24 protein-coding genes are annotated in these 22,192 nt (G+C 63.9%); 7 read left to right on the top strand and 17 right to left on the bottom strand.

The window, feature by feature from the left end:
- From NKH22_RS11020 to NKH22_RS10950, 15 genes are all read right to left on the bottom strand, one after another.
- Positions 1-885, bottom strand: a complete 885-nt coding sequence (locus NKH22_RS11020) for a flagellin N-terminal helical domain-containing protein (RefSeq protein WP_023683303.1) — start codon at positions 883-885, stop codon at positions 1-3.
- 210 nt (positions 886-1,095) lie between these two features.
- Positions 1,096-1,827 carry a flagellar type III secretion system pore protein FliP gene (gene fliP / locus NKH22_RS11015; protein ID WP_023686348.1) on the bottom strand — a complete coding sequence of 244 codons (732 nt, stop codon included), beginning with the start codon at positions 1,825-1,827 and terminating at the stop codon, positions 1,096-1,098.
- Positions 1,824-2,324, bottom strand: a complete 501-nt coding sequence (locus NKH22_RS11010) for a flagellar basal body-associated FliL family protein (RefSeq protein ID WP_023673655.1) — start codon at positions 2,322-2,324, stop codon at positions 1,824-1,826. The genes fliP and NKH22_RS11010 overlap by 4 nt, the downstream gene beginning before the upstream one ends.
- 17 nt (positions 2,325-2,341) lie before the next feature.
- Complete coding sequence (flgH, locus tag NKH22_RS11005; RefSeq protein WP_023691727.1) at positions 2,342-3,046, bottom strand: flagellar basal body L-ring protein FlgH; 705 nt, start codon at positions 3,044-3,046, stop codon at positions 2,342-2,344.
- Positions 3,043-3,624, bottom strand: coding sequence for a MotE family protein (locus NKH22_RS11000; RefSeq protein ID WP_027049841.1), 582 nt, complete (start codon positions 3,622-3,624; stop codon positions 3,043-3,045). The genes flgH and NKH22_RS11000 overlap by 4 nt, the downstream gene beginning before the upstream one ends.
- Positions 3,625-3,627: 3 nt before the next feature.
- Complete coding sequence (locus NKH22_RS10995) at positions 3,628-4,866, bottom strand: flagellar basal body P-ring protein FlgI (protein WP_352909531.1); 1,239 nt, start codon at positions 4,864-4,866, stop codon at positions 3,628-3,630.
- Complete coding sequence (flgA, locus tag NKH22_RS10990) at positions 4,863-5,390, bottom strand: flagellar basal body P-ring formation chaperone FlgA (RefSeq protein WP_023807240.1); 528 nt, start codon at positions 5,388-5,390, stop codon at positions 4,863-4,865. The genes NKH22_RS10995 and flgA overlap by 4 nt, the downstream gene beginning before the upstream one ends.
- 6 nt (positions 5,391-5,396) lie before the next feature.
- Positions 5,397-6,185 carry a flagellar basal-body rod protein FlgG gene (gene flgG, locus NKH22_RS10985; RefSeq protein ID WP_023673650.1) on the bottom strand — a complete coding sequence of 263 codons (789 nt, stop codon included), beginning with the start codon at positions 6,183-6,185 and terminating at the stop codon, positions 5,397-5,399.
- A gap of 12 nt (positions 6,186-6,197) precedes the next feature.
- On the bottom strand, positions 6,198-6,533 hold the full coding sequence (gene fliE, locus NKH22_RS10980) for a flagellar hook-basal body complex protein FliE (protein ID WP_023673649.1): 336 nt from the start codon (positions 6,531-6,533) through the stop codon (positions 6,198-6,200).
- On the bottom strand, positions 6,533-6,949 hold the full coding sequence (gene flgC, locus NKH22_RS10975) for a flagellar basal body rod protein FlgC (protein WP_023686341.1): 417 nt from the start codon (positions 6,947-6,949) through the stop codon (positions 6,533-6,535). Before flgC ends, fliE begins: the two co-directional genes overlap by 1 nt.
- A gap of 2 nt (positions 6,950-6,951) precedes the next feature.
- Positions 6,952-7,332 carry a flagellar basal body rod protein FlgB gene (gene flgB / locus NKH22_RS10970; protein WP_023691724.1) on the bottom strand — a complete coding sequence of 127 codons (381 nt, stop codon included), beginning with the start codon at positions 7,330-7,332 and terminating at the stop codon, positions 6,952-6,954.
- 84 nt (positions 7,333-7,416) lie between these two features.
- On the bottom strand, positions 7,417-8,283 hold the full coding sequence (locus NKH22_RS10965) for a hypothetical protein (protein WP_031192940.1): 867 nt from the start codon (positions 8,281-8,283) through the stop codon (positions 7,417-7,419).
- Positions 8,270-9,691: a flagellar protein export ATPase FliI gene (gene fliI / locus NKH22_RS10960; protein ID WP_023691722.1), complete on the bottom strand. Its 1,422-nt coding sequence runs from the start codon at positions 9,689-9,691 to the stop codon at positions 8,270-8,272. The genes NKH22_RS10965 and fliI overlap by 14 nt, the downstream gene beginning before the upstream one ends.
- 4 nt (positions 9,692-9,695) lie before the next feature.
- A complete protein-coding gene (gene flgF, locus NKH22_RS10955) occupies positions 9,696-10,421 on the bottom strand; it encodes a flagellar basal-body rod protein FlgF (RefSeq protein ID WP_023691721.1) in 726 nt (241 codons plus the stop codon).
- Positions 10,422-10,428: 7 nt separating this feature from the next.
- Positions 10,429-12,240 (bottom strand): DUF1217 domain-containing protein, encoded by a 1,812-nt coding sequence (locus NKH22_RS10950; protein WP_023820680.1) that lies wholly within the window; start codon positions 12,238-12,240, stop codon positions 10,429-10,431.
- 144 nt (positions 12,241-12,384) lie between these two features.
- On the opposite strand from NKH22_RS10950, the gene motA reads away from it, so the two are divergent.
- From motA to NKH22_RS10920, 6 genes are read left to right on the top strand one after another with little or no spacing between them, the layout of a single operon-like run.
- Positions 12,385-13,260: a flagellar motor stator protein MotA gene (gene motA, locus NKH22_RS10945; protein WP_023691719.1), complete on the top strand. Its 876-nt coding sequence runs from the start codon at positions 12,385-12,387 to the stop codon at positions 13,258-13,260.
- Between the two features lie 35 nt (positions 13,261-13,295).
- The gene (locus NKH22_RS10940) at positions 13,296-14,228 is read left to right on the top strand and encodes a FliM/FliN family flagellar motor switch protein (RefSeq protein ID WP_023671752.1); all 933 of its coding nucleotides are present in this window, start codon (positions 13,296-13,298) and stop codon (positions 14,226-14,228) included.
- Positions 14,229-14,261: 33 nt separating this feature from the next.
- Entirely contained in the window at positions 14,262-14,651 is a 390-nt protein-coding gene (fliN, locus tag NKH22_RS10935; RefSeq protein ID WP_023671753.1) for a flagellar motor switch protein FliN, read from the top strand.
- A gap of 44 nt (positions 14,652-14,695) precedes the next feature.
- On the top strand, positions 14,696-15,712 hold the full coding sequence (locus tag NKH22_RS10930; protein WP_352909527.1) for a flagellar motor switch protein FliG: 1,017 nt from the start codon (positions 14,696-14,698) through the stop codon (positions 15,710-15,712).
- A gap of 13 nt (positions 15,713-15,725) precedes the next feature.
- A complete protein-coding gene (gene flhB / locus NKH22_RS10925) occupies positions 15,726-16,808 on the top strand; it encodes a flagellar biosynthesis protein FlhB (RefSeq protein ID WP_023691718.1) in 1,083 nt (360 codons plus the stop codon).
- Positions 16,805-17,242: a BspJ family T4SS effector nucleomodulin gene (locus NKH22_RS10920; RefSeq protein WP_023820681.1), complete on the top strand. Its 438-nt coding sequence runs from the start codon at positions 16,805-16,807 to the stop codon at positions 17,240-17,242. The genes flhB and NKH22_RS10920 overlap by 4 nt, the downstream gene beginning before the upstream one ends.
- 33 nt (positions 17,243-17,275) lie before the next feature.
- Here the strand turns inward: NKH22_RS10920 and NKH22_RS10915 are convergent, their stop codons facing one another.
- Positions 17,276-18,046, bottom strand: coding sequence for a helix-turn-helix transcriptional regulator (locus NKH22_RS10915; RefSeq protein WP_023740997.1), 771 nt, complete (start codon positions 18,044-18,046; stop codon positions 17,276-17,278).
- The gene (locus NKH22_RS10910; protein WP_352909525.1) at positions 18,043-18,753 is read right to left on the bottom strand and encodes a helix-turn-helix transcriptional regulator; all 711 of its coding nucleotides are present in this window, start codon (positions 18,751-18,753) and stop codon (positions 18,043-18,045) included. The genes NKH22_RS10915 and NKH22_RS10910 overlap by 4 nt, the downstream gene beginning before the upstream one ends.
- Positions 18,754-19,260: 507 nt before the next feature.
- Between NKH22_RS10910 and NKH22_RS10905 the strand changes: the two genes are divergently transcribed.
- On the top strand, positions 19,261-22,167 hold the full coding sequence (locus tag NKH22_RS10905; protein WP_352909524.1) for a M16 family metallopeptidase: 2,907 nt from the start codon (positions 19,261-19,263) through the stop codon (positions 22,165-22,167).
- The last annotated feature ends 25 nt before the right edge of the window (positions 22,168-22,192 follow it).

Genomic DNA, 22,192 nt, shown 5'->3' with positions numbered 1-22,192 from the left:
TCAGCCGCGGAAGAGCGACAGGATCGACTGCGAGTTGCCGTTGGCGATCGACAGCGCCTGGATGCCGAGCTGCTGCTGGACCTGGAGGGCCTGCAGACGGGTCGATTCCTTGTTCATGTCTGCGTCGACCAGAGCGCCGACGCCCTTGTCGATCGAGTCCGACAGGTTCGACAGGAAGCTCTTCTGGGTGTCGATGCGCGACTTGGCAGCGCCGAGCGAGGCAGCGCCGGTGGACAGCTTGGCAAGCGCCGTTTCAACAGTGCCGAGCGCGGTGTCGATGGCGGCGGGGGTAACCGCCGTGGTGCTGGGGTCGAAGAAGGCCGCGGCGAGCAGGCCACCGACGATGCCGCCCGTGCCGGCGACATCGAGAACCTGCGTATCGGCAGCCTTGACGTCGATGGTGTCTATGGTGACGGTCGCGCCGGTACGGTTGTAAGCGGCAACGATCTTCAGGTCGGACGCAGCGGCAGCGTCGTTCTGCAGCAGGTTCGAGCCGGCGAAGTTGGCGTTGGCGACCGAGGACTTGATCTGCGCCTGGATGGCGTTGATTTCGGTCGCGATCTTCTGCTGGTCTTCCTTCGAGGCGCTGCGGGCAGTGACCAGCTTGGTCTTGATCAGGTCGACCTGGTCCTTGACGTCGTTGATGGCGGTGTAGGCGGTGTCAACCTTGCCGGCGCCGAGGCCGAGGGCGTCCTGCACGGCCGAGTTGGCCTTGTTGTCGGACTTCATCGAGGTCGCGATCGACCAGTAAGCGGCGTTGTCGGAAGCGGTGGCAACGCGGTAGCCGGTCGAGATGCGGGCCTGCGTCTGCTCGAGGGATTTGTTGGTGTTGTTCAGGCTCTGCAGCGCGGTCAGCGCCGAGGCGTTCGTCATGATACTGGACATGGCTACTCGTACCTTGATTTTTACAGGGTGTTTTTGACATACCGGCTTTTCCGGTATGACGGAGCGGCATCATGCCAATGATCGTGAGACCCGATCACCCGCCATCTGCGAGCAATATGCGGGCAAGTCCCTACCAAAGGGCTAAACGGGACGGTTAACCGGAAATATATTGCATAAAATTTTAGCAAGGCGCCAAGGGCGCGCGGACGGTCAGGTGAAGGAGCGCACCAGGCTGCCGACAAGCAGGTTCCAGCCGTCGATGAGGACGAAGAACAGGATCTTGAAGGGCAGCGAAACGACGGTCGGCGGCAGCATCATCATGCCCATGGCCATGGTGATGGTGGCGACGATCAGGTCGATGACGAGGAACGGCAGCACGATCAGGAAGCCGATCTCGAAGCCGCGGCGGATTTCGGAGATCATGAAGGCCGGCACCAGGATGCGCAGGTCGACGGTGTCCCTGGCAACGACCTGGCCGCGTTCGCGGGCGAGATCGGCGAACAGGTCGAAGTCCTTGTCGCGGACATTGTGCAGCATGAAGGTGCGGAACGGGTCCGAAATCTTTTCGAACGCCTCGGTCTGGCTGATCTGGTTGTCCATCAGCGGCTTGACGCCGGTGTTCCAGGCCTGGTCGAAGGTCGGCGCCATGACGTAGAAGGTCATGAACAGCGACAGCGAGATCAGGATCAGATTGGCCGGCGTCGACTGCAGGCCGATGCCGGCGCGCAGGATCGAGAAGGCGATGACGAAGCGGGTGAAGCTCGTCACCATGATCAACAGGCCCGGCGCCACCGACAGCACGGTGATCAGACCGAACATCTGGATGATATAGCCGACGGTGGCGCCGTCGGCCTTGCCGATGCCGCCGAGATCGAGCTGCTGGGCGGCGGCGACAGAGGTGGCGGCGACGACGATCGCGGCGGCGAGGACGAGTTTTCTCATTCGAGCAGCAATGTCCTGATCAGAACCTGTTTGGCATGGCCACCGCTGCGGATTGCGGCGCGCTCCTCGAGGTCGGCTTTCAAATGCTGGTAGCCGCTGGCGCCTTCGATCTGATGCATCTTCAGGGTGCGGACCATGGCAAGCAGGTCCTGGTGAATGCTTTCGGTAAGTTCCGGCGGCTGCGGCGCATCGTAGACCACCGACGCTTCCAGCCTTATCCAGGTGTCAGCAGGCGAAGCCAGATTGGTGGTGATCGGCGCCAGCTGGACAAGCGTCGGCCCGGTGCCGGGAGCATGTTCGGCCGCCTTGCTCGGTTGCTCGGCATTGGACTGGTTCTCCGGTGCGGCGGGCACAGGCACCGGTCCCCCGACGCCCTTCAGATAGCCGCCGGACATCCAGCCCATGCCGATCGCGGCGCCCGTCACCGCCAGCAGCATCGCAAGCTGGATGACAAGCGACGGGCCCTTTTTTTGCTGAACCTGTTCGACATTTGCCACGGCGCCGTTCTCCAGTCCTAAAAGGGGAGGACTTGGTCGAGGATCTGCTGACCGTAAGCGGGCTGCTGGATTTCGCTGACGCGGCCGCGGCCGCCATAGGAGATGCGCGCCTCGGCGATGCGTTCATAAGAGATGGTGTTTTCAGCGCCGATATCGGATGGACGCACCATGCCGGCGATGGTCAGCACTCTGAGCTCGTAATTGACGCGCACCTCCTGTGAGCCCCGGATCATCAGATTGCCGTTGGGCAGGACTTCGGTGACGACGGCGGCGACGTTGAGCTCGAGGTTCTCCGAGCGCTTGATTTCGCCGTCCGCATTGGTTTCGGTGGTGGAGCTCAGCCCCGCGTCGCCCTTGCCGCTGGTGGTGGCACCTTCCCATCCGAGGTTGACGTCATAGCCGAGCTTGCGCCCGGCGGTGCGGCTGCGATCGTTCTGGTTCTTGAAGTTGGCCTTGTCGTTGAGCTTGATCCTGACGGTCAGGATGTCGCCGTCGCGCAGCGCGCGCGGGTCGGTGAACAGCCGGCTCTGGCGGTCGTCCCACAGCGAGAATTTCTTCACCGGCGCGGCTGGCGTTTCGGGATAGGAGTAGGGCGCATTGACGCTGCCGGTAATGCCGGTGCCGACCGGCGACAGCGCCGGCTCCCTGCCGATCTCCCTGGGGTCGGAGGCGCAGCCGGCAAGTGAAGCCGTGGCGACCAGGGCGAGAATATGCGACTTCATGACGGATCTACCCTTCGGGCCGCGCTGGCCATGATGCCGGTGAGTGTGGCCGCTGCCTTCTGGTCCATCTCGTTGAGAATGACGCCGGCCTTGCGCGAATCGAGTTTCATCAGGATGGCGGCGGCGAGATCGGCGTTGACCATGGCCAGGCGCTCGGCCGCGGCATCCGGTTTCATGCCGGCATAGATCTTGACGACGCCATCCTCGGCGCGGGCCAGGAAGACTTCACGCCGTTTCAGCCATTGCTCGTATTCGGCGCGCTTGTCGTCCAGCGCCTTCATGCGCAGGTCGATGCCGGCCTGCAGCTGCTTCAGCTCTTCGGCCTGCAGCGCGTAACGGCGGTCGCGGGCGGCGTCGGCGATGTTGGAGCAGAAGCGCTGGATCTCGCTTTCATCGGGCACCTTCTCGCGGACCAGCTGCTGCACTGCCGCCGGCTGTTGCCCGCCAGGCAGAACCTGCCGCACCGCTTCTTCCGCGCGGACAGTGCCGCCGGCAAGGACGGTGGCGGCGATGACGCAAGCTGCCAAGGCTGCGCTGCGGCGGTGCTGCTTTTGGGAAAAGAAATCGATCATCGGCATGGCCTATTGGAGAACCAGATCGGCCTGCAAAGCGCCGGCCGACTTGATGCCTTGCAAAATGGCAATGATGCCGTCCGGCTTGACGCCGAGACGGTTGAGGCCCGACACCAGCGTTTCGAGGTTCGGTCCGTCGAGCACATTGACGCGGGCGTCAGGCCGCGTGGCGTCGATGGTGGTGAACGGTTCCTCCGCTGTCACGCCCTTGGAGAACGGTTCGGGCTGGACGATCTTCGGCTGCTCGGTGATCCGCACGGTGAGCGTGCCGTGGCTGATCGCCACCCGCGAGATCTTGACCTCGTTGCCGATGACGATGGTGCCGGTGCGTTCGTCTATGACGACGCGTGCCGGCGTGTCTGTCTCGACCACCAAATTCTCGATCTCGGCGTAGAAGCGCGCCGCCGAAACATTCTTCGGCCGCCTGATCTGCACGGTGCGTGCATCGCGCTCCGCCGCCACGCGCATGCCGAAGCGTTGCGAGGTGTAGCCGTTGATGGCGTCGGCGATGCGGACGGCAGTGGAGAAATCGGGGTTGCGCAATTGCAAGGTGAGCAGCGCCTGGTCCTCGAATTCGGCGCGCACAGTGCGCTCGACGATGGCGCCGTTGGGCACGCGGCCGGCCGTCGGCACGCCCTGCGTCAGCTTTTCGGCATCGCCTTGGGCAGTGAAGCCGGAAACGATGACCGAGCCTTGCCCGACAGCATAGATCTCGCCATCGGCCGCCTTCAGTGGCGTCATTATCAGCGTGCCGCCGGCAAGCGATGTGGCGTCGCCCATGGAGGAGACGTCGATGTCGATGCGGGCGCCCGACTGCACGTAAGGCGGCATGTTGGCGGTGACGATGACGGCGGCGACGTTCTTGGCCCGCGCGCTGCCGCCTTCGGTGGCGATGCCGAGATTTTCGAGCATGGCGCGGATCGACTGTTCGGTGAAGGGCGAATTGCGCAGGCTGTCGCCCGATCCGGCGAGGCCGATGACGAGGCCGTAGCCGACGAGCTGGTTGTCGCGCGAAGCCTGCAGCTGCGCAATGTCCTTGATGCGCGATGCGACCTGGCCGGGTGGCAGAGAGCTTGGGCCGTTGGAGACCCTGAACATGCGGTTGGTGGCCGGATCGTATTCGGGATCGACAAAGGCGCCGCCATTCTGGCCGGCAAGATCGCGCTTTTGCTTCGGCGTAAGACCGTCGGCCAGCGCCGGCTGCAGGCCGACAACGGCCGCGAGCAGAAGGGCAGCTCCGCGTCTCATGACGCGCTGACCCGGATGGTGCCGTCAGCCATCACCGTGCCGGAAAAGATCTTGCCGCTGTCGGTGTTGCGGACCTTTATCAAATCGCCGGCGGCACCCGGCTGCAGCGACACCGCCGTGGCCGAAATGGTGAGGTCGCCGGCGATGAAATAGACCTGCACGTCGGCGCCCTGTTCGACCAGCCAGGCGTCGCGGATGGCGGCGACCGGGATATAGCGGCCGGGCAGCAGCGTGCGCTTGGCGACCTTGCCCTGGAGTTCCATGGCCCGCGTGGCGACCGCATCTGGCCTGTGCTTGCCGGGGAGCAGCGTCACCGGTTTCAGCGCGCCGGTGTCGATCATCTCGCCGGGATAGATGACCCGGTTGGGGATCAGCACGATCTCGCCGGTTGCCTGACTGCTTGCGACCTGGGTGGTGGTCTCCTGATTTGCCGCTTCCTGCGCAAACGCCGGGACACCGCCGGCTACCAGCGCGAGCATCAGCGCGGTGCGGCAAAGCGCGGAGCGGGAGGCCGGAGAGACCATCAAACCTTACCTGATGTTCTTGGACACGACCGAGGCCATGTCGTCGGCGGCCTGGATGACCTTGGAGTTCATCTCATAGGCGCGCTGCGCCGAGATCAGCTCGGTGATTTCCTTGACCGGATCGACGTTGGAGGCCTCGAGATAACCCTGCTCGACCGAGGCGAAGCCGGGATCGCCGGGCACGCCGACATTGGCCGGGCCGGAGGCCGGCGTCTCCTGGAACAGATTGTCGCCGAGCGGCGCCAGGCCGGCTTCATTGGCAAAGTTGGCGAGCTGCAGCTGGCCCAGCAGCTGGAGGTCGGTCTGGCCGTCGATGCGGGCAAAGACCTGGCCGGTCTTGTTGACGACAACTTCGATGGCATCGGTCGGCACGGTGATGGCCGGGATGACATTGGCGCCGTCGACGGTCACCAGCTGGCCGGTGGCGTTGGTGTTGAAGGCGCCGGCGCGGCTGTAGAGCGTGCCGCCGTCGCCGCCCTCGATCTGGAACCAGCCGCGGCCCGTCAGCGCCATGTCGAAACTGTTGCCGGTCGAGGTCAGTTCGCCCTGCGTATGGACGTTGCGCACCGCCGTCGTCTTGACGCCGAGGCCGATCGACACGCCTTCCGGCACAAGCGATGAATTGGAGCGGTTGGGCACGCCCTGCGTGCGGTCGACCTGGTAGAGCAGGTCGGAGAATTCGGCGCGCGCGCGCTTGTAGCCGGTGGTGTTGATGTTGGCGATGTTGTTGGCGATGACTTCCAGATTTGTCTGCTGGGCATTCATGCCGGTCGCTGCGATGGCGAGTGCTTTCACGGCAAGTTCTCCTCAGATGCCCATACGGCTGATTTCGAGATAGGCGGAGACGACCTTGTCGCGAATGGCGATCGTGGTCTGCAGGGCCTGCTGGGCGCTCATGACGGCGTCGACGACCTGGCGGGTGTCGGCGTCGCCCCTCAGCGCCTGGATCGACACCTGCTCGGCATTCTGCAAGGTGTTGACGGTCTTTGAAGCAGCCTGGCTCAGCGCTTCGGCGAAGGTGGTGCCGATTTCGCTGCCGGCCATCGGCGCCCTGGTGCCCTGGAACAGGTCGGTCGTGGTATCGGCGCCACCGATCTCCGGCTTGAGGGGAAGCGATCCGATACCGCCAATGCCGCTGATCATTACTGGTTCCTCATCAGGTCGATGGTCATGGAGATCAGATCACGCGCCTGCTTGATGACCTGAAGGTTGGCTTCGTAGGAGCGGTTGGCCTCGCTCATGTCGGCCATCTCGACCAGCACGTTTACATTGGGCATCTTGACGTAGCCCTTGTCGTCGGCGGCCTCGTTGCCGGGCTGGAATTCGACGGGAAAGTCGCTGGGGTCGCGGTCGATGGAGTTGACCTCAACTGTCGTGCCACCCGAGGCACGGTCGAGTTCCGAGACGAAACTGATGGTCTTGCGGCGATAGGGGTCAGCGCCCGGGGTGTTGCCGGTCGACTGCGCGTTGGCGAGATTTTCCGAAACGACGCGCAAACGGTCAGACTGGGCGCTGAGGCCGGACGCGGCGATCTTGAGGGCTGAGGTCAAGGCGTCCATTGTCAGCTCTTCACCGCCATCATCATCATCGAATGGAAGGCCTTGACGATCGCGGTGTTGAGCTCGAAGGAGCGGCGGACCTCGCCGGCCTTCATCAGTTCGTTCTCGACCACCACCGTGTTCTTCGAGGGCATGATGGCGCCGGTCGTCTCTTCTGGCTTGACCGTGAAGCCGGCATTAGTGGCGGCAGTGCCGAGGTGGCCTGCCTGGGTGGCGGTCAGCGACACTGCCGTGCGGTCGAGCACCTTCTCGAACGGCTCGACATCGCCGGCGGTGTAGCCGGGCGTGTTGACGTTGGCGATGTTGCCGGCAATTGCGGACTGGCGCACCGACAGCCATTGCGACTGCTTGGCGGCGAGATCGAAAAGGTTGATGGGCTCCATGGGGATCTCCAGGCTGGTACGTACAAGACTAGGCTGCCAGTCTTGCGCGGACCTTGCGCGGGCCAGGCGTAAGCCGGTGTGCCGCTATTTGGAGAGTTCGATCACCTGGTCGGTGCTGGTGACCATGACCCACTTGCCGCCGCGTTGCTCGATCGACGAGACGACGCTGGAGTCGGGCAGCTTCGAGCCGCGCTGGACAATCCACAGGCCGGCATCGTCCTCGATCATGGCGCGGCCATTGGCGACATGAACCATGCGAAATTTGGGATCCGCCGGGAAGGGCTGCTCGTCGACGCCGGGAGGCCGGGTCTTGTCCTCGGGGTCCTGCAGCGTGCCGGTGGCGAACAGGTCGACATCGGGAACATCGTTTGCCGTCAGCGGCTGACCGCTGTTCTCCATCTGCGAGCCGCCGCTGACCCGCCCTGCATTGGTGCCGCTGCCGCCGAACTTGATCGCCTGCACGCCGAACTGGTCCTGATTGAAGAAGATATACCAGGGAAACAGCGCGCAGATCAGGCCAAGCGTGATGCCGAGCGCGGCAAAGACGATATCGCTGCGGCGGTCGGATTTCTTGTCGAGCCTGGGATATTGCGGCCTTGGCGGCTGCGGCCATTCGGTGACCGGGAACAGCCCGTCGAGAAGCGAGTCACGACTGGTCTCGATCGCTTCTTTGGGGCCGGCGCGAGGGGTCCTTGGCAATTCAGGCTTGACGACGCTGGGCAAGGCAGGCTCGGCCAAGCGAGGCACAGTGGACTCGACTACGCTGGCTACCCTGGGCAAGAATGGCCTGGCGGCCCTGGCCAGAATGGCCTCAGCCTTGGCGGCCTTGTCGAGATCGGCCTTTGCCCTGACAGCTCTCGCTTCGTTGGCCCGGGCTTCCTCGGCGGCACTGGCCTCTGCGATCATCTCGCGCAAAAGCCGCTCGGTGTACTGAAGCTCAGTCTCCTGCATCGACACTTTGCTTGCCTTTCAGATGACGGGCGAGGTCGGAGAATGCGTCGCTCGAGGCGCGATCCCTGGGCGACTGCGTCAGCGCCTCGTAGATCAGCGGCACCTGGCGCACGGCAATATCGAGCTCGGCATCGGCGCCGCCCTGATAGGCACCGAGCAGGCGGATGTCGCGGGTGTCCTCGAAGCGCGAGATCATCGATTTCAGCCTGGTCACCAGCATGCGTTGCTCGGGGCTCCATGCCTTGTCGGCGAGGCGCGAGATCGACGACAGCGGATTGACCGGGGGGTAGCGGCCCTGTTCGGCAATGGCGCGGTCGAGCACGACATGGCCGTCGAGGATGCCGCGTACCGAATCGGCGACCGGGTCGTTGTGGTCGTCGCCGTCGACCAGCACCGAGATGATGGCAGTGATCGATCCCTGTCCTTTGATACCGGGGCCTTCAGCGCCCGGGCCAGCGCGTTCGAGCAGCTTGGGCAAGTCGGTGAAAACCGAAGCGGGATAGCCGCGGGCGACCGGCGGCTCGCCGGTGCCGGTCGCCACCTCGCGCAGCGCATGGGCAAAGCGGGTAATCGAATCCAGCACCAGCAGCACGCGATGGCCCTGGTCGCGAAAATGTTCGGCAACGCGCATGGCGGTATCCGGCGCGCGCCGGCGCATCATGGCGCTCTCGTCGCTGGTGGCGACGACGGCGACCGTCTTGGCCATGCTCTCTGCGCCGATCGTGTCTTCGAGGAATTCGCGTACCTCGCGGCTGCGCTCGCCGATCAGCGCCACGACCACGGTGTCGAAGGCGTCGGCGCCGGCCAGCATGGCGAGCAGCGTCGACTTGCCGACGCCGGAACCGGCAAAGACACCGAGGCGCTGGCCGAGGCAGAGCGGCGTGAAGATGTCGATGACCTTGACCCCGGTCGTGAAGGCGGTGCCGACGCGCTGCCGCGCCATCGCGCCGGGCGTCGTGCCGTCGCCGCTTGCTGCCTCGCCGACCCTGATCAGCGGCGGGCCGCCATCGATGACGCGAGTCAGCGCGTCGATGGCACGCCCGCGCCACGAGGCATGCGGCGTTACCGTCAGCGGGCCGCGGCGAAACACGGCGTCGCCAATGCCTGCGTCGGCGCTGCGTTCGAAGGGAGCGATGACGACTTCGTCGCGGCCGATCCTGACGATCTCCCCGCGGCGCGTTCCGGCATTGCCGCGCTGCTCGACGAGGTCGCCAAGCCTAGCGACTTCGGACAGGCCGCGCACCTTGTAATGCGTCGGTGAAACCTCTGAAACACGGCCGCCGCGCCGCAGCAACGTCTCTGTGTCATCGAATCGGCGCCAGATACGCTCCAGCGCAGCTAGCCGGTTTTCCGGTGCTGTCTCGGGTTGCCGTTCAAGCGCGCGTATCGATGATTTGCTGCTCGACATGCTGCTACGACTTGGAGCCGAGCGTCTTGATGGCGTCATCGGTCGAGGCATCGGTCTGGCGCATCAGCGCCGCCGTGTTCTCGAAAGCGCGCTGGACCATGATCAGGCGCGTCATCTCCAGCACCGGATTGACGTTGGATTCCTCGACATAGCCTTGCGCGACGCCAAGATCGGAACGGTCGGTGACCGGCTCGGGCGCACGCGCGGGCACGATGCCAGAATTGCCGTAGCGGACGAAGTTCGGACCGGGGTCGAAATTGAACAGGCCGATGGCGCCGACAAGCTTGTCGCCCTGGCGCAGCGAGCCGTCGGCGCCCGCCTTGGGCGGACCGTCGCGCGGGTCGAGCTGGATCGGCGCGCCGCCGGCATCCAGCACCGGATGGCCCTCGAGCGACATCAGTTCGCCATTCTCGTTCATCGAGAAGCGTCCGTCGCGCGTCATCACGGTGCCGGCCGGAGTGTCGATGCCGAACCAGGCATCGCCCTGGACGGCGAAGTCGAACGGGTTGCCGGTCTGCGTCATCGCGCCATGGGCGCCGGACAAATAGGTCTTGCCGGAGGACGCGAAGGACACGGATTTGGGACCTGTGCCGGAGACGACATCCTCGAACTTCACGCCGGTGGCGCGAAAGCCGATGGTCGAGGCGTTGGCGACATTATCGGCGATGGTGTCGAGACGGCGCTCAAGCGCGATCTGCGAGGAGAGGGCGACGTAAAGGCTGTCCTGCATGGTGTTCTCAGAATCTCAGTTTCTGCATGGCCATCATCAGATCGGTCGAGATGCCGACGGTGGTCGGCTGCGCAAACAGCACACCGACCGATGTCTGAGCGGTCGAGGTCGGATGATTGATTTCCCAAAGGCTGGTGAAGCGGGTGAGGAATTTCTCGAGCTTGGTCGGGTCGGTAAAATCGGTGAGGTCGAGTTTTGCCTCGAAGGCCTGCGCCTGCTTGTCGATGTCGGCCACGGCGAAGGAATCAGGCAGGCCGAGTGCGGTGCGTACCACGCTGGCCAGGGCCGTGTCGGCCAGCACGTCGTACCAGTTGGTGATGGTCGAGGCCTTGCGCTCGAAATAGAGCGCCAACCGCACGCCCTCATTGGTCTTGCCGGCGTCTTCTTCCAGGGTCTGGCGCATGTATTTGTCGACCACCGGCTGCTGCGACGGGCTGCGGGTCGTTGCCGCTTCGCCGTAGGCCTCGAAATTCAACGAGGTGGCGAGCCTGGCATAGGCCTTGTTGGAGAGCTTGTTGGCGACACTGGCGGGATCGCGGACACCGCCCTCAAGGACATCACGGACGAGATCCTTGTTGGTGGTCGCCGGATCGAGCCCGCTTGCGGACAGCGCATAGTTGTAGAGGCGGCTGTCGGCCATCAGATCGTCGACGGATTTCACCTTGGTGATGTTGGCGAGGTAATAGCTGGTCTCGGCCTGGACAGCGTCCGCATTCGGCTTGATCAATCCAAGGCTGGACTCGGTCGTGTACAGCTTCAGCGTCGTCTTCAGCACGGCGTCGCGGGTGGTCGTCTGATCACCATACTGGGCGAAATTGAAGGCCGTGACGAAGTTGGCGTAGCTTTTGTCGGTCAACAAATTGGCGGGGCTCAACGGATCGGTGACGCCGCCATTGACCATGGTGCGGATCTGCTTCGTCGTCTGGGTCGATGCATCCAGCCCATAGGCTGCCATGGCGAAGGTCAGCAAGCGCTTGTCCTTCAGCAGGTCTTCGATGGACTTCACCTTGGAGATGTTTGCCGCGTAGTAGTCGGCCTCGCCCTTGATGTATTGCGCGGTCGGCTTGACCAGCAGCAGCCCGGTCCCGCCGACCACAGCTTTTGGGACCGCCTGCTGGACGGCGTCGCGCGCCGTAGCCTGGGCGCCATATTGGGCAAAGTCGAAAGCCGCGACGAAAGCCGCATAGCCCTTGTTTGTCGACGTGTTTGCGGGGCTGTTCGGGTCGGTGACGCCGCCTTCCAGCATGGCCCGCACGGTCGCAGCCGGCTCGGCGTCGGCGTCGAGGCCGAAGGCGGCCATCGCATAGGTGAGCAGGCGATCGTTGCCCATCAGGTCGTCGATCGATTTTACGTTGGAAATGTTGCTCAGGTAGTACGAGGTTTCGCCCTTGTAGTAGGTGAAGCCGTTCTGCGAAGGGCCGACCGAGACCTGGAGACCATAATTGTTGGTCACGCCCTGCTGTGCCGAATTGTAGCTCGTGGCATTAGCGCCAAGTGCGGCGAAATTGAAGGCCGACACGAACTCGGCATAACGCTTGTCGCTCAGTTTGTTGGCGAAGCTGTCGGAATCCGACACCCCTTCCTTCAGCGCTTTGACCATGAAGGCCTTGGCGTAAGCCATGTCGCCGAGACCGAAGGCTTTCATGGCATATTTGAACAGCCGGTCTTTCTTGACGAAATCGTCGATCGATTTCACGCTGCCGATGTTGGCGAGATAGTAGTCGGTGTCGCGCTTGGTGATCGGCTCCGCCTCGATGCGGTCGATCGCCTTGGGGATGTCCCTGGCGATGAGCTGGTAGCTGGTAAAAGTGCTCAACACGACATGCCTCCGGTCGCAGCTTCAAAAGCAAGACTATGCGGACTTGCTTGCGCGAGGCTGAATCGCCTCACCTTGCATGATTCAAGCCTCACACAAGGCACGGGGGCTATCGGTTAGGCCTGACGTGATGCGGAAGGATCTGGCGTGGGCATTCTGATCGGACTTGTGGTGACGCTCGGCTGTGTTCTCGGCGGCTTCATGGCGATGGGCGGCCATCTGCATGTGCTGATGCAGCCTTGGGAAGCGGTGGTCATCTGTGGCGCCGCACTTGGAACCTTTCTCGTCGCCAACCCGATGAAGACGGTCAAGGACACCGGCAGGGGTATCCTCGAAGCGTTCAAGCAGGCGGTGCCGAGGGAGCGCGACTATCTGGAGACGTTGGGCGTGCTGCACAGCCTGATGCGCGAACTGCGCTCGAAGTCGCGCAGCGAGGTCGAGGCACATATCGACAATCCGGAGGAATCGGCGATCTTCCAGGCATTCCCGACCGTGCTCAAGAATCACGATCTGACGAATTTCATCTGCGACTACTGCCGCATCATCATCATCGGCAATGCCCGCTCGCATGAGATCGAGGCGCTGATGGACGAGGAAATCCAGACCATCAAGTCCGACAAGATGAAGGCTTACCACGCGCTTGTGGCGGTGGGCGATGGTCTGCCGGCGCTCGGCATCGTCGCCGCCGTGCTCGGCGTGGTCAAGGCGATGGGCGCGCTCGACCAGTCGCCCGAAATCCTCGGCGGCCTGATCGGCGCTGCCCTTGTCGGAACCTTCCTCGGCATCTTCCTGTCCTATGCGGTGGTCGGGCCGGTCGCCACCAAGATCAAGACGGTGCGCGAGAAGAAGAACCGCCTCTATATCATCGTCAAGCAGACGCTGCTTGCCTACATGAACGGCGCCCTGCCGCAGGTGGCCATCGAGTTCGGTCGCAAGACCATCTCGTCCTATGAGCGGCCGACGATCGATGCCGTCGAGCAAAGCACGATGAACACAGCTTCCGCCGAGAAGAAAGCGGCTTGAGCCATGCATGACGACAGACAGGACCGCACGCCGTCATGACAAGTCCTGGCAGCCCCTCGCAAGCCCGCTCGCTGATCATTGAGCGTCTGGTCGGTGACAGCGGTGAGGCCGCTCATGTCATCGGCACCGGGCGCTCGATGGGCGAGCGCGCCCTGCCGCTGCTGCAGAAGAGCCTGGCCGGCGAACTCGGCGCACCGGTCACCGTCGACCTGCGCGCGGTCGAGATCAGCCGTGTTCCCGATGCCCGCACGAATGCCGGCGATGCCTTTGCCATGGCCATCATAGCATCGCCGACGTCTTCGGATGCGATGACGCTGGTGGCAGATGCGCCGGCCATCGCCGTGATGGTGTGCGCGCTGTTCGGCGGCGATCCGGATCAGCCGGTTTCGCCGATCGAGCGCGCTCTGTCGCAGATCGAGACCGATGTTGCGACCACGGTCTTCCAGGAAGTTGCGCAGGCGTTGAACGGATCAGGCCGGCGCTCGCTCGAGCTGCGGCTGCCGGTGCCGCGGGCGCTTTCGGGCAGCGAAGCCAAGCGCCGCGTGCTGCGCGATGGCGCGGCGGTGCGCATCGTCTTCGGCATCTCGACGCCGACCGACAGCGGAACGGTCACGGTGATGATCCCGCAGCGCATCCTGCTGGCCACACGCGGTATCGCCGATGTCCACGACAGCGAAGGCACGACCTCCGACTGGCGGGCACGTTTTTCCGAAGAGGTCATGCGCTCGACGGTGACGCTCGAAGCGACCATGCCGCTGGCCCGCCTGACGCTCGGCGATCTCGCCGGTTTCGAGCCGGGCCAGGTCATCGAGTTCGAGGAAACCGCGCAGTCGCACGCCAAGCTGAGCGCGCGCGACAAGACGCTGTTTGTCTGCGAGTTCGGCAAACTCGGGCAGAACTACACCGTCCGGATCAGGCATCCTTACGATGCCGGTCAGGATTTTATCGACGGGCTCATGCCGGGCTGACGCCGGGCAAGCTCAAGCATTTGGAGACGACTGATGGCCAAGACCAAGGTGGAAGCCAATATCGACCAGCCGGACGAACAGCTCGACCGCGCCATCGAGGAATTGCGCGGTGTCCTCCAGGAGGAGGAAAAGCGCCCCGACGCCGCCTTGCGGGCTGCCACGTCCGGCGCCAATTCGAACATCATCATGAGCATCCCGGTCGATGTGCAGATCATCCTCGGCAGTACGGAAATGCCGGTGTCGGACCTGATGGCGCTGCAGAAGGGCTCGACGGTGGCGCTCAACCGGCGCATCGGCGAACCGGTCGATGTCGTGGTCAACGGCCGCAAGATCGCGCGCGGCGAAATCACCGTGCTGGAAAGCGATCCGTCGCGCTTTGGCATCAGGTTGACCGAAATCATCGCTGCCGCCAAGAGCGCCTGAGGATTAGACGACATGCGGTCTCAGCAGCGATCGGAGCTTATGCCATGACGACGCCGGTGACGCTCACGCGCCCGCAAAAGGCCGCCGCCATCCTGGTGGCGATGGGCAAGCCTTCGGCCAGCCGGCTGCTGAAATTCTTCAAGCAAGAAGAACTGAAGGCACTGATCGAAGGGGCGCGGCTGCTGCGCATCATTCCGCAAAGCGACCTCGAACGCATCGTCGCCGAATTCGAGGCCGAGTTCACCGAAGGTGCGGGCCTGCTCGATTCCGCCGACCGGATGGACACGATCCTCAATGAATCGCTGTCGCCCGAAGAGATGAGCGCCATCATGGGCGACAAGCGCTTCGAGGTTGCGCCGGAAGGGCCACCGCCGATCTGGCCGGAGCTGGAAAAGCTCGAACCGACGCGTCTGGGCACATTCCTTGCCGCCGAGCATCCCCAGACCGCGGCCATGGTGCTGTCGAAGCTTGCGCCGCAAGCCGCCGCCAACATTTTGCTGACCATGGAAAAGCCGATGCGCAGCGAGATCATCAAGCGCATGGTGACGATGGCGACCATTCCGGACGCGGCCACCAGGATCATCGAGAACCAGCTGCGCGCCAGCGTGCTGGCGCAGACCGCGACCAAGGATATCTCGGCGGGACAGGCGCGCGTCGCCAGTATGCTCAACGAGATGGACAAGCCTCAGTTGGAAGAGGTCATGCAGGATCTGGAAGAGGCCGGCACGCCGGACCTCGGCGGTGTCCGCTCCAGGTTGTTTGCCTTCGACGATCTGCCGCTTTTGACGCAGAAGGCGAGGGTACTTCTGTTCGACGGGCTGTCGACCGAACTGATCACGCTGGCGCTGCGCGGTGCGGCGCCCGCATTGACGGAGTCGGTGCTGTCGGCGATCGGCGCACGGTCGCGGCGCATGATCGAGTCCGAGCTCGGACAGGGCTCGGAAGGCATTCAGCTTGCCGACATCATGACGGCGCGCAAGAACATCGCGGTGGCGACAATCCGGCTTTCGCGCGAGGGGGCTTTCGAACTGCCCTCATCGCAGCAGAGCGAAGCGGCTTAACGCCGAGCGCTGAATGGCTGAAGCGGCGGACAAAGACTCCAAAACCGAAGACGCGACCGAAAAGAAGATCCGCGACACCATCGAACAGGGCAAGCTGCCCCATTCCAGGGAGGCCGCACTTCTGGCGTCCTTCATCGCTATACTGGTGTTCACCGTCTTCTATGCCAAGGACGCGGTCGTCAATCTCGGCATGTTCCTGTCGATGTTCCTTGAGAAGCCCGAGGCGTGGCCGATGGACACCGAAACCGACGTCATCGCGCTCTACAAGACCGTGATGATGGAAATAGGCAACGCCGTCGTCAGCCTGCTTGTGCTGCTGGTGGTGGCCGGCATCGGCGCCTCGGTGCTGCAGAACATGCCGCAAGTCGTCGGCGAGCGGATCCGGCCGCAACTGTCGCGCATCTCGATAGCCAAAGGCTGGACCAGGATGTTCGGCATTCAGGGCTGGGTCGAGTTCCTGAAATCGCTGGGCAAGCTCGGCTTCGCCAGCATCGTGCTCTACTTCACGCTATCGCAGGACTACCGCCAGCTCCTGGCCGGCATGATCACCAACCCCGTCGCTTTCGGCCTCGTCATCAAAAGCATCACCGTCGACATATTGGTGGCGATCGTCTTCGTCATGGGGCTGATCGCGGCGATCGACGTCGTCTGGTCGCGCTTCCACTGGAAGCAGGATCTGCGGATGACCAAGCAGGAGGTCAAGGACGAGTTCAAGCAGTCCGAGGGCGACCCGATCATCAAGTCGCGGCTGCGCTCGCTGGCGCGCGACCGGGCGCGCAAGCGGATGATGACGGCCGTGCCTCGCGCGACGCTGATCATCGCCAATCCGACGCACTTTTCCATCGCGCTCAGATATGTTCGCGACGAGGATTCAGCGCCCCTGGTGCTGGCCAAGGGCCAGGACCTTGTGGCGCTCAAGATTCGCGAGATTGCCAAGGAGCACAACATCCCGATTTTCGAGGACGTGGCGCTCGCCCGCTCCATGTACAAGCAAGTTTCGGTTGATAGCGTGATCCCGTCGCAATTCTACCAGGCCGTCGCCGAACTGGTGCGGATCGTCTACTCCAAAAAGGCTGAGCGGAGACAAATTTCATGAACCGCCAACCGCACGCAAAATCCCGCGAACTCATCGTCGCCAAGGCCATCGAGCAGGTGGTCGACGAGTTGCGGCTGATCGACGTCGCCGACTACATCGCCTTCATCCGGCTCGAGCATTTCGCTTGCCTGTCGGATCTGGTGGATTCGGCTGTGGAGCTTTTTTTCCTGCCAGGCACGCTCAGGCTCGGCCATGGCGGAGAGGCACATGTCGACTGGAGCGGCAGCCCGCGCATCGTGCTCGATCTCGAGCTTCGGCCGCCGGGCGTCACCGTCTATTTCCAGCTGACGCTGAGCCAGGAGAGGTCTTCGGTCGCGGTCAACTATGTGTCGTTTGAAAAGCCCGGGGAGGACCCCGAGCACAACACCGCTTTGCTGGAGACGGTGATCGAAGAGGCGCGAATCCGCAGGACCGAGCCGCTCGCCTATCGCTGATTTTCTTTCGCAAGCCGAATCGCTCGACGCTGACTACTCGATCAGCCCCAGCCGCAGCGCCTTGGCCACCGCCTGGTTGCGGTTGACCGCGTTGAGCTTCTGCGTCGACTGGGTGAGATACTGGTTGGCGGTGTGGACCGACAGCTTCAGCAGCCTGGCGATCTCTTCGCTGGTGTTGCCGTTGGCGGTCAGCTTCAGGCACTCCAGTTCACGCTTGGAGATCGACCGCATCCGGCCGGCATCGTTCGGACGAATTCGGGCGACGGCGGCGAACAGCGAAAAACAGCGGGCGTGGATTTCGTAGAGCGTGTCCTCCGGCAAAGCGATCGTCGAGCCGAGGAACACCACCAGCCCGCAATGGCCGCGATCGGCATGGACGGGAAAGGCAATGCCGTTGGTGCCCGGCGCCAGCGGCGCCGTCCGCTCCGCCCAGGCGAGGTTCTTGAAGACGGCGTCCGAGCCGGCGATGCCGTCATCGGCCCACCAGCGCGGCGCTGTCGAGGCGCCGCTGTGGCGAACCATCTCCTCGCCATTGGCGCCGGCGATGAATTTGGTCGCAACAGCAGTGGCTGGATAGTCGGAATCGAAGCTCGGCACCAGGCGCGCCCGTTCCGGCGAGGGGCTGACGAAATAGAGGCCAAACGCCGACGCGTTGATGTCGACGGCGATCCAGCGGCAGCGGCGCACCGCGTCCGGGATGGTAACGGCATGGTGCGTCTCGGAACCGATGGAGAAGGCGCCGAACGGATTTCGCTGCTCGTTGAAAAGGGCTTCGGCCGCCGCCTTGATGTCAGCGTGTTTCAAATGATGCCGCTCCTGATCGCCGTGGCGATGGCCATCGCGCGGTTCGAGGCCGCGAATTTCTGGATGGCGTGGGTGATGTAGCTGTTGACGGTGTTGGACGAGACCCCGAGGATCACCGCGACCTCATCGGTGGTCTTGCCTTCAGACACCCAGAACAGGCATTCGCGCTCACGGTCGGACAGCGGGTCCTGCATGGCGGCGGCGGCGATCAATTGCGGGATGGCGGACAGCGCGTAGCAGCACTTCAACTGAGCCTTCATCAGCGCCGGCTGGTCGATACTGCCGGCCTCGGCCGCCGAGAAAAGCGCAAACAGCCGCTGGCGACCGACATTGAGCCGCAGTGAATAGACTTCGGCATGGCCAAGCACGTCGAGCAGGCGCGCCTCTTCGCCGGTGAGCAGTCCGCCGGCGTCGGGCGCCGCGGCGGCGACCAGTGGCCTCGGGCGGATGCCAGGTGCAACGGTCAGCGGTCCCTGGGCAAGGCCGGCGATCAGCCGCTTGCCGATCAGTTCAATGGCGTCGAAGATCCAGTTGGATGAGACGATGCGGGCGTCGTTGCGATCCTGGTCGTGGACGATGGCGACGAGCATGTAGCTGTCGGCGCCGATCTCGGCGGCAAGCTGCATGAAAAAGGAGGTGAGATCGCCGCGCGATTCGAGACGCGAGCCTAACGTATCGGATTGGAAAAGCGCGGCGGAACTGCTCATTGGATGCTTTGGTTGTATGTCATGGCCGGAGTCTTTTCTTGAGCCCGGACGCTGGGGTTGGCAGCGGCCGAACTTGAAGACGCATCACGTTTACGAAGCACTCACACGGCGCGGCGGTCGCGCTGATCGCCGAATCCATTCAGGGAACGCGAAGCCGTCCGCGTCTGGTGCCGGTCATTGGCCGGAACTTGAGACTTTGGGTGGTCGCCGCGCCCCCCAAGGACCGGCTGATTCGGGTCTAATCTACCCGCAGATGAATCCGACATCAAACGCGATTTGACAAAATCAATATTATTGGACTCAAGCGACTCAGGGGCGGCTTTCGCGGCCTTTTCCGCCGCAAAAGGCCTGAAACGCCGACACGAAAAAGCCAGAGGGTGTTGCGATACTGCCGTATCGAGGGCCGATCGATTCCGATAGGGTCTCGGCAGCCGTGAGGGGTGGGCATCCCTTCGGTCATACGGCGGATTTGGCGGCGCTTGCTCGCGGCCATCGGCATCGGGGGTCATGATGAAGCAGGTTTTCCTGGCGTTCACGGTGGTGCTTGCGGTTCTTGCCGGCATGGCAGCGCCCGCCAAGGCTGAGCCGACCGTTACCTATGCGCTCGACAACGGGCTGCAGGTGGTGCTGGTGCCCGACCATCGCGTGCCGAAGGTGGTGATGAACCTGCGCTACCGCGTCGGGTCGATGAATGAACCCGCGGGACGCTCGGGCTTTGCGCATCTGTTCGAACATCTGATGTTTTCCGGCACGCCGGCCTGGCCGAACGTGTTCGGCGCGCACGCCGCGCTCGGCAACGAGATCAATGCCTGGACCACCGAGGACGGCACGGTTTATTATGTCGACGGGCTGTCGTCGTCACTGCCGATGATCTTGTCGCTTGAGGCAGACCGCATGGCCAATCTCGGCCGCTCGGTGACTCAGGCCAAGCTCGATCTGCAGCGCTCGGTGGTCAAGAACGAGATGCGCCAGAACGTGCTCGACAAGGCCGGCGCATCCGGCTGGGAAGCTTTCTGGTCCGGGCTGTTCCCGAAGCCGCATCCCTATAGCCGCATGGTTATCGGCTCGGTCGCCGATCTCGATGCGGCGACGCTCGACGATGTCAGGGGTTTCTTCAACAGCTACTATCTGCCCAACAATGCGGTGCTGGTGCTGGTCGGCGACTTGGAGATCGACGACACCAAGGCGCTGATTGCCGACACGTTCGGCCGCGTGGCGCGCGGCGCCGATGTGGCGCGGCCCGCCGTGCCGGCACCGACGCAGGCCCGGCTCAAGCTGGTGCTCGAGGATCGTGTGCCAAGCCCCATCGTCGTGGTCGGCTTCAGTGGCCCGGTGGCGCAGTCGCCCGACAATGGTGCGCTCAGCATTGCCGCCGAACTGCTCGGCAACGGCGAATATGGTTTTTTGCGCAACCGGCTGGTTTCGCAGTTGGGCATTGCCACCTATGCCAGCGCGAGCTGGACCGGCGGTCTGCTCGGTGGCCGCTTTACCTTCGAGGCGGGTGCCGCCGAAGGTGTGGCGCCGGAAGCGCTTGAAAGCGCGATGAAAACGGCGTTCGCGGATTTCCTGAAGACCCCGCTCGATCCGGTCGATGTCGAGCGTGCGCGCACCGGCATCTTGCAGGCAGCGCGGCTCGGCAGCGAAGCACTGAAGGATCGCGCCGGCGTCGTCTCCTACAATGCCGACGTGCTCGGCGATGCGCAGAGCGCGCTGGTCGACGACCCGCGGGTGAAGGACGCCAGCGTGGCGGATGTCGAGGCAACGATGAAGCGGCTGTTGAAACCGGAAGATGCCAGCGTGCTGATGCTGAAGCCCGGCCCGCGCGGCGGCTATCCCGATGCACTGATCGGCTCGTCCGGCACACCGCAGCCGTTCACCGCGCCGGAGCGACCGGCGATCGACATTCCGAAGCATGCGGCCGGGCAAGCGCCTTCGGCAACACTGCCCGCCATGGAAACGGCGACGCTCTCGAATGGCATCAAACTCGTCCACTACACAATGCCGGAAGCGCCGATGGTGTATGTCGCGGCCAGTGCCGCCGGCGGCTGGAACAGCGTGCCGGAAGGCAAGGAGGGATTGCTGGAGCTTGCAGCAAGCATGGCGACACGCGGGGCCGCCGATCGCGGCTCGGCTGATTTCGCCAAGGTGGCCAGCGACATCGGCGCCGGCGTCGGCCACCAGGCCGGAACGCTGACCACGATGATGACGCTTGGCGTGCCGCCGGAAAAGCTCGACCAGGGTATTGGCCTGCTCGCCGACGCGGTGCTGAAGCCTCGTTTCGACAAGACCGAATGGACGGTGCTGATGGCGCAGACAGTCGACTGGCTAAACGGCCGCGAGGCGGATCTGCCCGGCGTTGCCGGCCGCATGGCAAAGGCGACGCTGATCCCGCAGGTGCCGGGCAAGGCAGCGGTGGACTGGTCGGCAAAGGCGCTGGCCTCGATCTCGCTCGACGAGGCGAGGGACGCATTCAAGGCGGAGTTCACGCCGAAGGCGGTGACCTTCTACAGCGTCGGCCCGATGCCGGTCGCGACCGTCGCCGCCAGCCTTGAAAAAGCATTTGGCGCGTGGACAAGCGACACCGCCGGCTATGCCGTCGAGCCGTCGCCGGCGGCGCATTTCAACGGGGGACAGAAAGTGCTGCTGGTGCCCGAACCCGGCGCCAGCCAGTCGGCGCTGTTCGTGGCGCGGCCGGCGCCCGGCACCGACGAGAGCGAGCGCGCTGAATCGACCGCGGTCTCCAACCTGCTTGGCGCCGATTTCTCCAGCCGGCTGAATTCGGTGATCCGCGAGGAGAAGGGCTACTCCTATGGCGTGTCGAGCTATCTGATGAGCCCGATGAAGGCCGGCTCGGGATTGGTCGTGGCAACCACCGTCGAGCGCGCCAACACCGGGCCGGCGATTACCGAAATCCTGAAAGGATTTGCCGGCCTGACCACCTTGCCGGTGGCGCAGGACGAGGTCGACCGCACGGTGACTGTCTATCGCCGGGCGCTGGCTGGACCGGCCGAGACGTCGGCTGGTCTGTTCTCCTCGCTGATTGGCGCGGTCGGCAGCGGATCGACGCTGGAGGACCAGCAAACCCGCATGGCGGCGCGCACAAAGCTGACGCTCGATGCGGTTCAGAAACAGGCGCTGGCCCTGGCGTCGCTCGATCCGTCGCTGATCGTGGTGGCGGGCGACCCCGATGTGGTGATGCCGCAGCTTGCCGCGATCGGCCTCAAGGACGTCGAGATCGTCAAGCGTGACGAGGCTGGTGAAGAGACGGCGATGCGGGCGCTCGATCTTCTCGGGGGCAATCGCCAGGCGCCGCTGTCCGCATCGCCATGGCGGGTTGGCGATGGCGGCACGACGCGCGCGGTGCATTCCTGTACAGGCGGTAGGGACTGCGGCGCGCAGATCCACGCCGACTGATCGATACGACGCGGCCGCCGGCCGC

The sequence above is a fragment of the Mesorhizobium sp. M1252 genome, from assembly GCF_040318265.1.
Classification (GTDB): Bacteria; Pseudomonadota; Alphaproteobacteria; order Rhizobiales; family Rhizobiaceae; genus Mesorhizobium.
Note: the sequence above shows the minus strand (reverse complement) of the source record. Positions and strands in the feature narration are given on the sequence as shown.

Bases quoted from the DNA above. Each gene is read 5' to 3' on its own strand.
- flgC (WP_023686341.1), bottom strand. From the start codon at position 6,949: ATGGACGCCTTGACCTCAGCCCTCAAGATCGCCGCGTCCGGCCTCAGC.
- flgA (WP_023807240.1), bottom strand. From the start codon at position 5,390: ATGGTCTCTCCGGCCTCCCGCTCCGCGCTTTGCCGCACCGCGCTGATG.
- NKH22_RS10905 (WP_352909524.1), top strand. From the start codon at position 19,261: ATGATGAAGCAGGTTTTCCTGGCGTTCACGGTGGTGCTTGCGGTTCTT.
- fliN (WP_023671753.1), top strand. From the start codon at position 14,262: ATGGCCAAGACCAAGGTGGAAGCCAATATCGACCAGCCGGACGAACAG.
- NKH22_RS10930 (WP_352909527.1), top strand. From the start codon at position 14,696: ATGACGACGCCGGTGACGCTCACGCGCCCGCAAAAGGCCGCCGCCATC.
- flgB (WP_023691724.1), bottom strand. From the start codon at position 7,332: ATGGAGCCCATCAACCTTTTCGATCTCGCCGCCAAGCAGTCGCAATGG.
- flgF (WP_023691721.1), bottom strand. From the start codon at position 10,421: ATGCAGGACAGCCTTTACGTCGCCCTCTCCTCGCAGATCGCGCTTGAG.
- NKH22_RS10910 (WP_352909525.1), bottom strand. From the start codon at position 18,753: ATGAGCAGTTCCGCCGCGCTTTTCCAATCCGATACGTTAGGCTCGCGT.
- fliP (WP_023686348.1), bottom strand. From the start codon at position 1,827: ATGAGAAAACTCGTCCTCGCCGCCGCGATCGTCGTCGCCGCCACCTCT.
- NKH22_RS10965 (WP_031192940.1), bottom strand. From the start codon at position 8,283: ATGCAGGAGACTGAGCTTCAGTACACCGAGCGGCTTTTGCGCGAGATG.
- fliE (WP_023673649.1), bottom strand. From the start codon at position 6,533: ATGATCAGCGGCATTGGCGGTATCGGATCGCTTCCCCTCAAGCCGGAG.
- NKH22_RS10995 (WP_352909531.1), bottom strand. From the start codon at position 4,866: ATGAGACGCGGAGCTGCCCTTCTGCTCGCGGCCGTTGTCGGCCTGCAG.
- fliI (WP_023691722.1), bottom strand. From the start codon at position 9,691: ATGTCGAGCAGCAAATCATCGATACGCGCGCTTGAACGGCAACCCGAG.
- NKH22_RS10920 (WP_023820681.1), top strand. From the start codon at position 16,805: ATGAACCGCCAACCGCACGCAAAATCCCGCGAACTCATCGTCGCCAAG.
- flgH (WP_023691727.1), bottom strand. From the start codon at position 3,046: ATGAAGTCGCATATTCTCGCCCTGGTCGCCACGGCTTCACTTGCCGGC.
- NKH22_RS11020 (WP_023683303.1), bottom strand. From the start codon at position 885: ATGTCCAGTATCATGACGAACGCCTCGGCGCTGACCGCGCTGCAGAGC.
- flhB (WP_023691718.1), top strand. From the start codon at position 15,726: ATGGCTGAAGCGGCGGACAAAGACTCCAAAACCGAAGACGCGACCGAA.
- NKH22_RS11000 (WP_027049841.1), bottom strand. From the start codon at position 3,624: ATGCCGATGATCGATTTCTTTTCCCAAAAGCAGCACCGCCGCAGCGCA.
- NKH22_RS10940 (WP_023671752.1), top strand. From the start codon at position 13,296: ATGACAAGTCCTGGCAGCCCCTCGCAAGCCCGCTCGCTGATCATTGAG.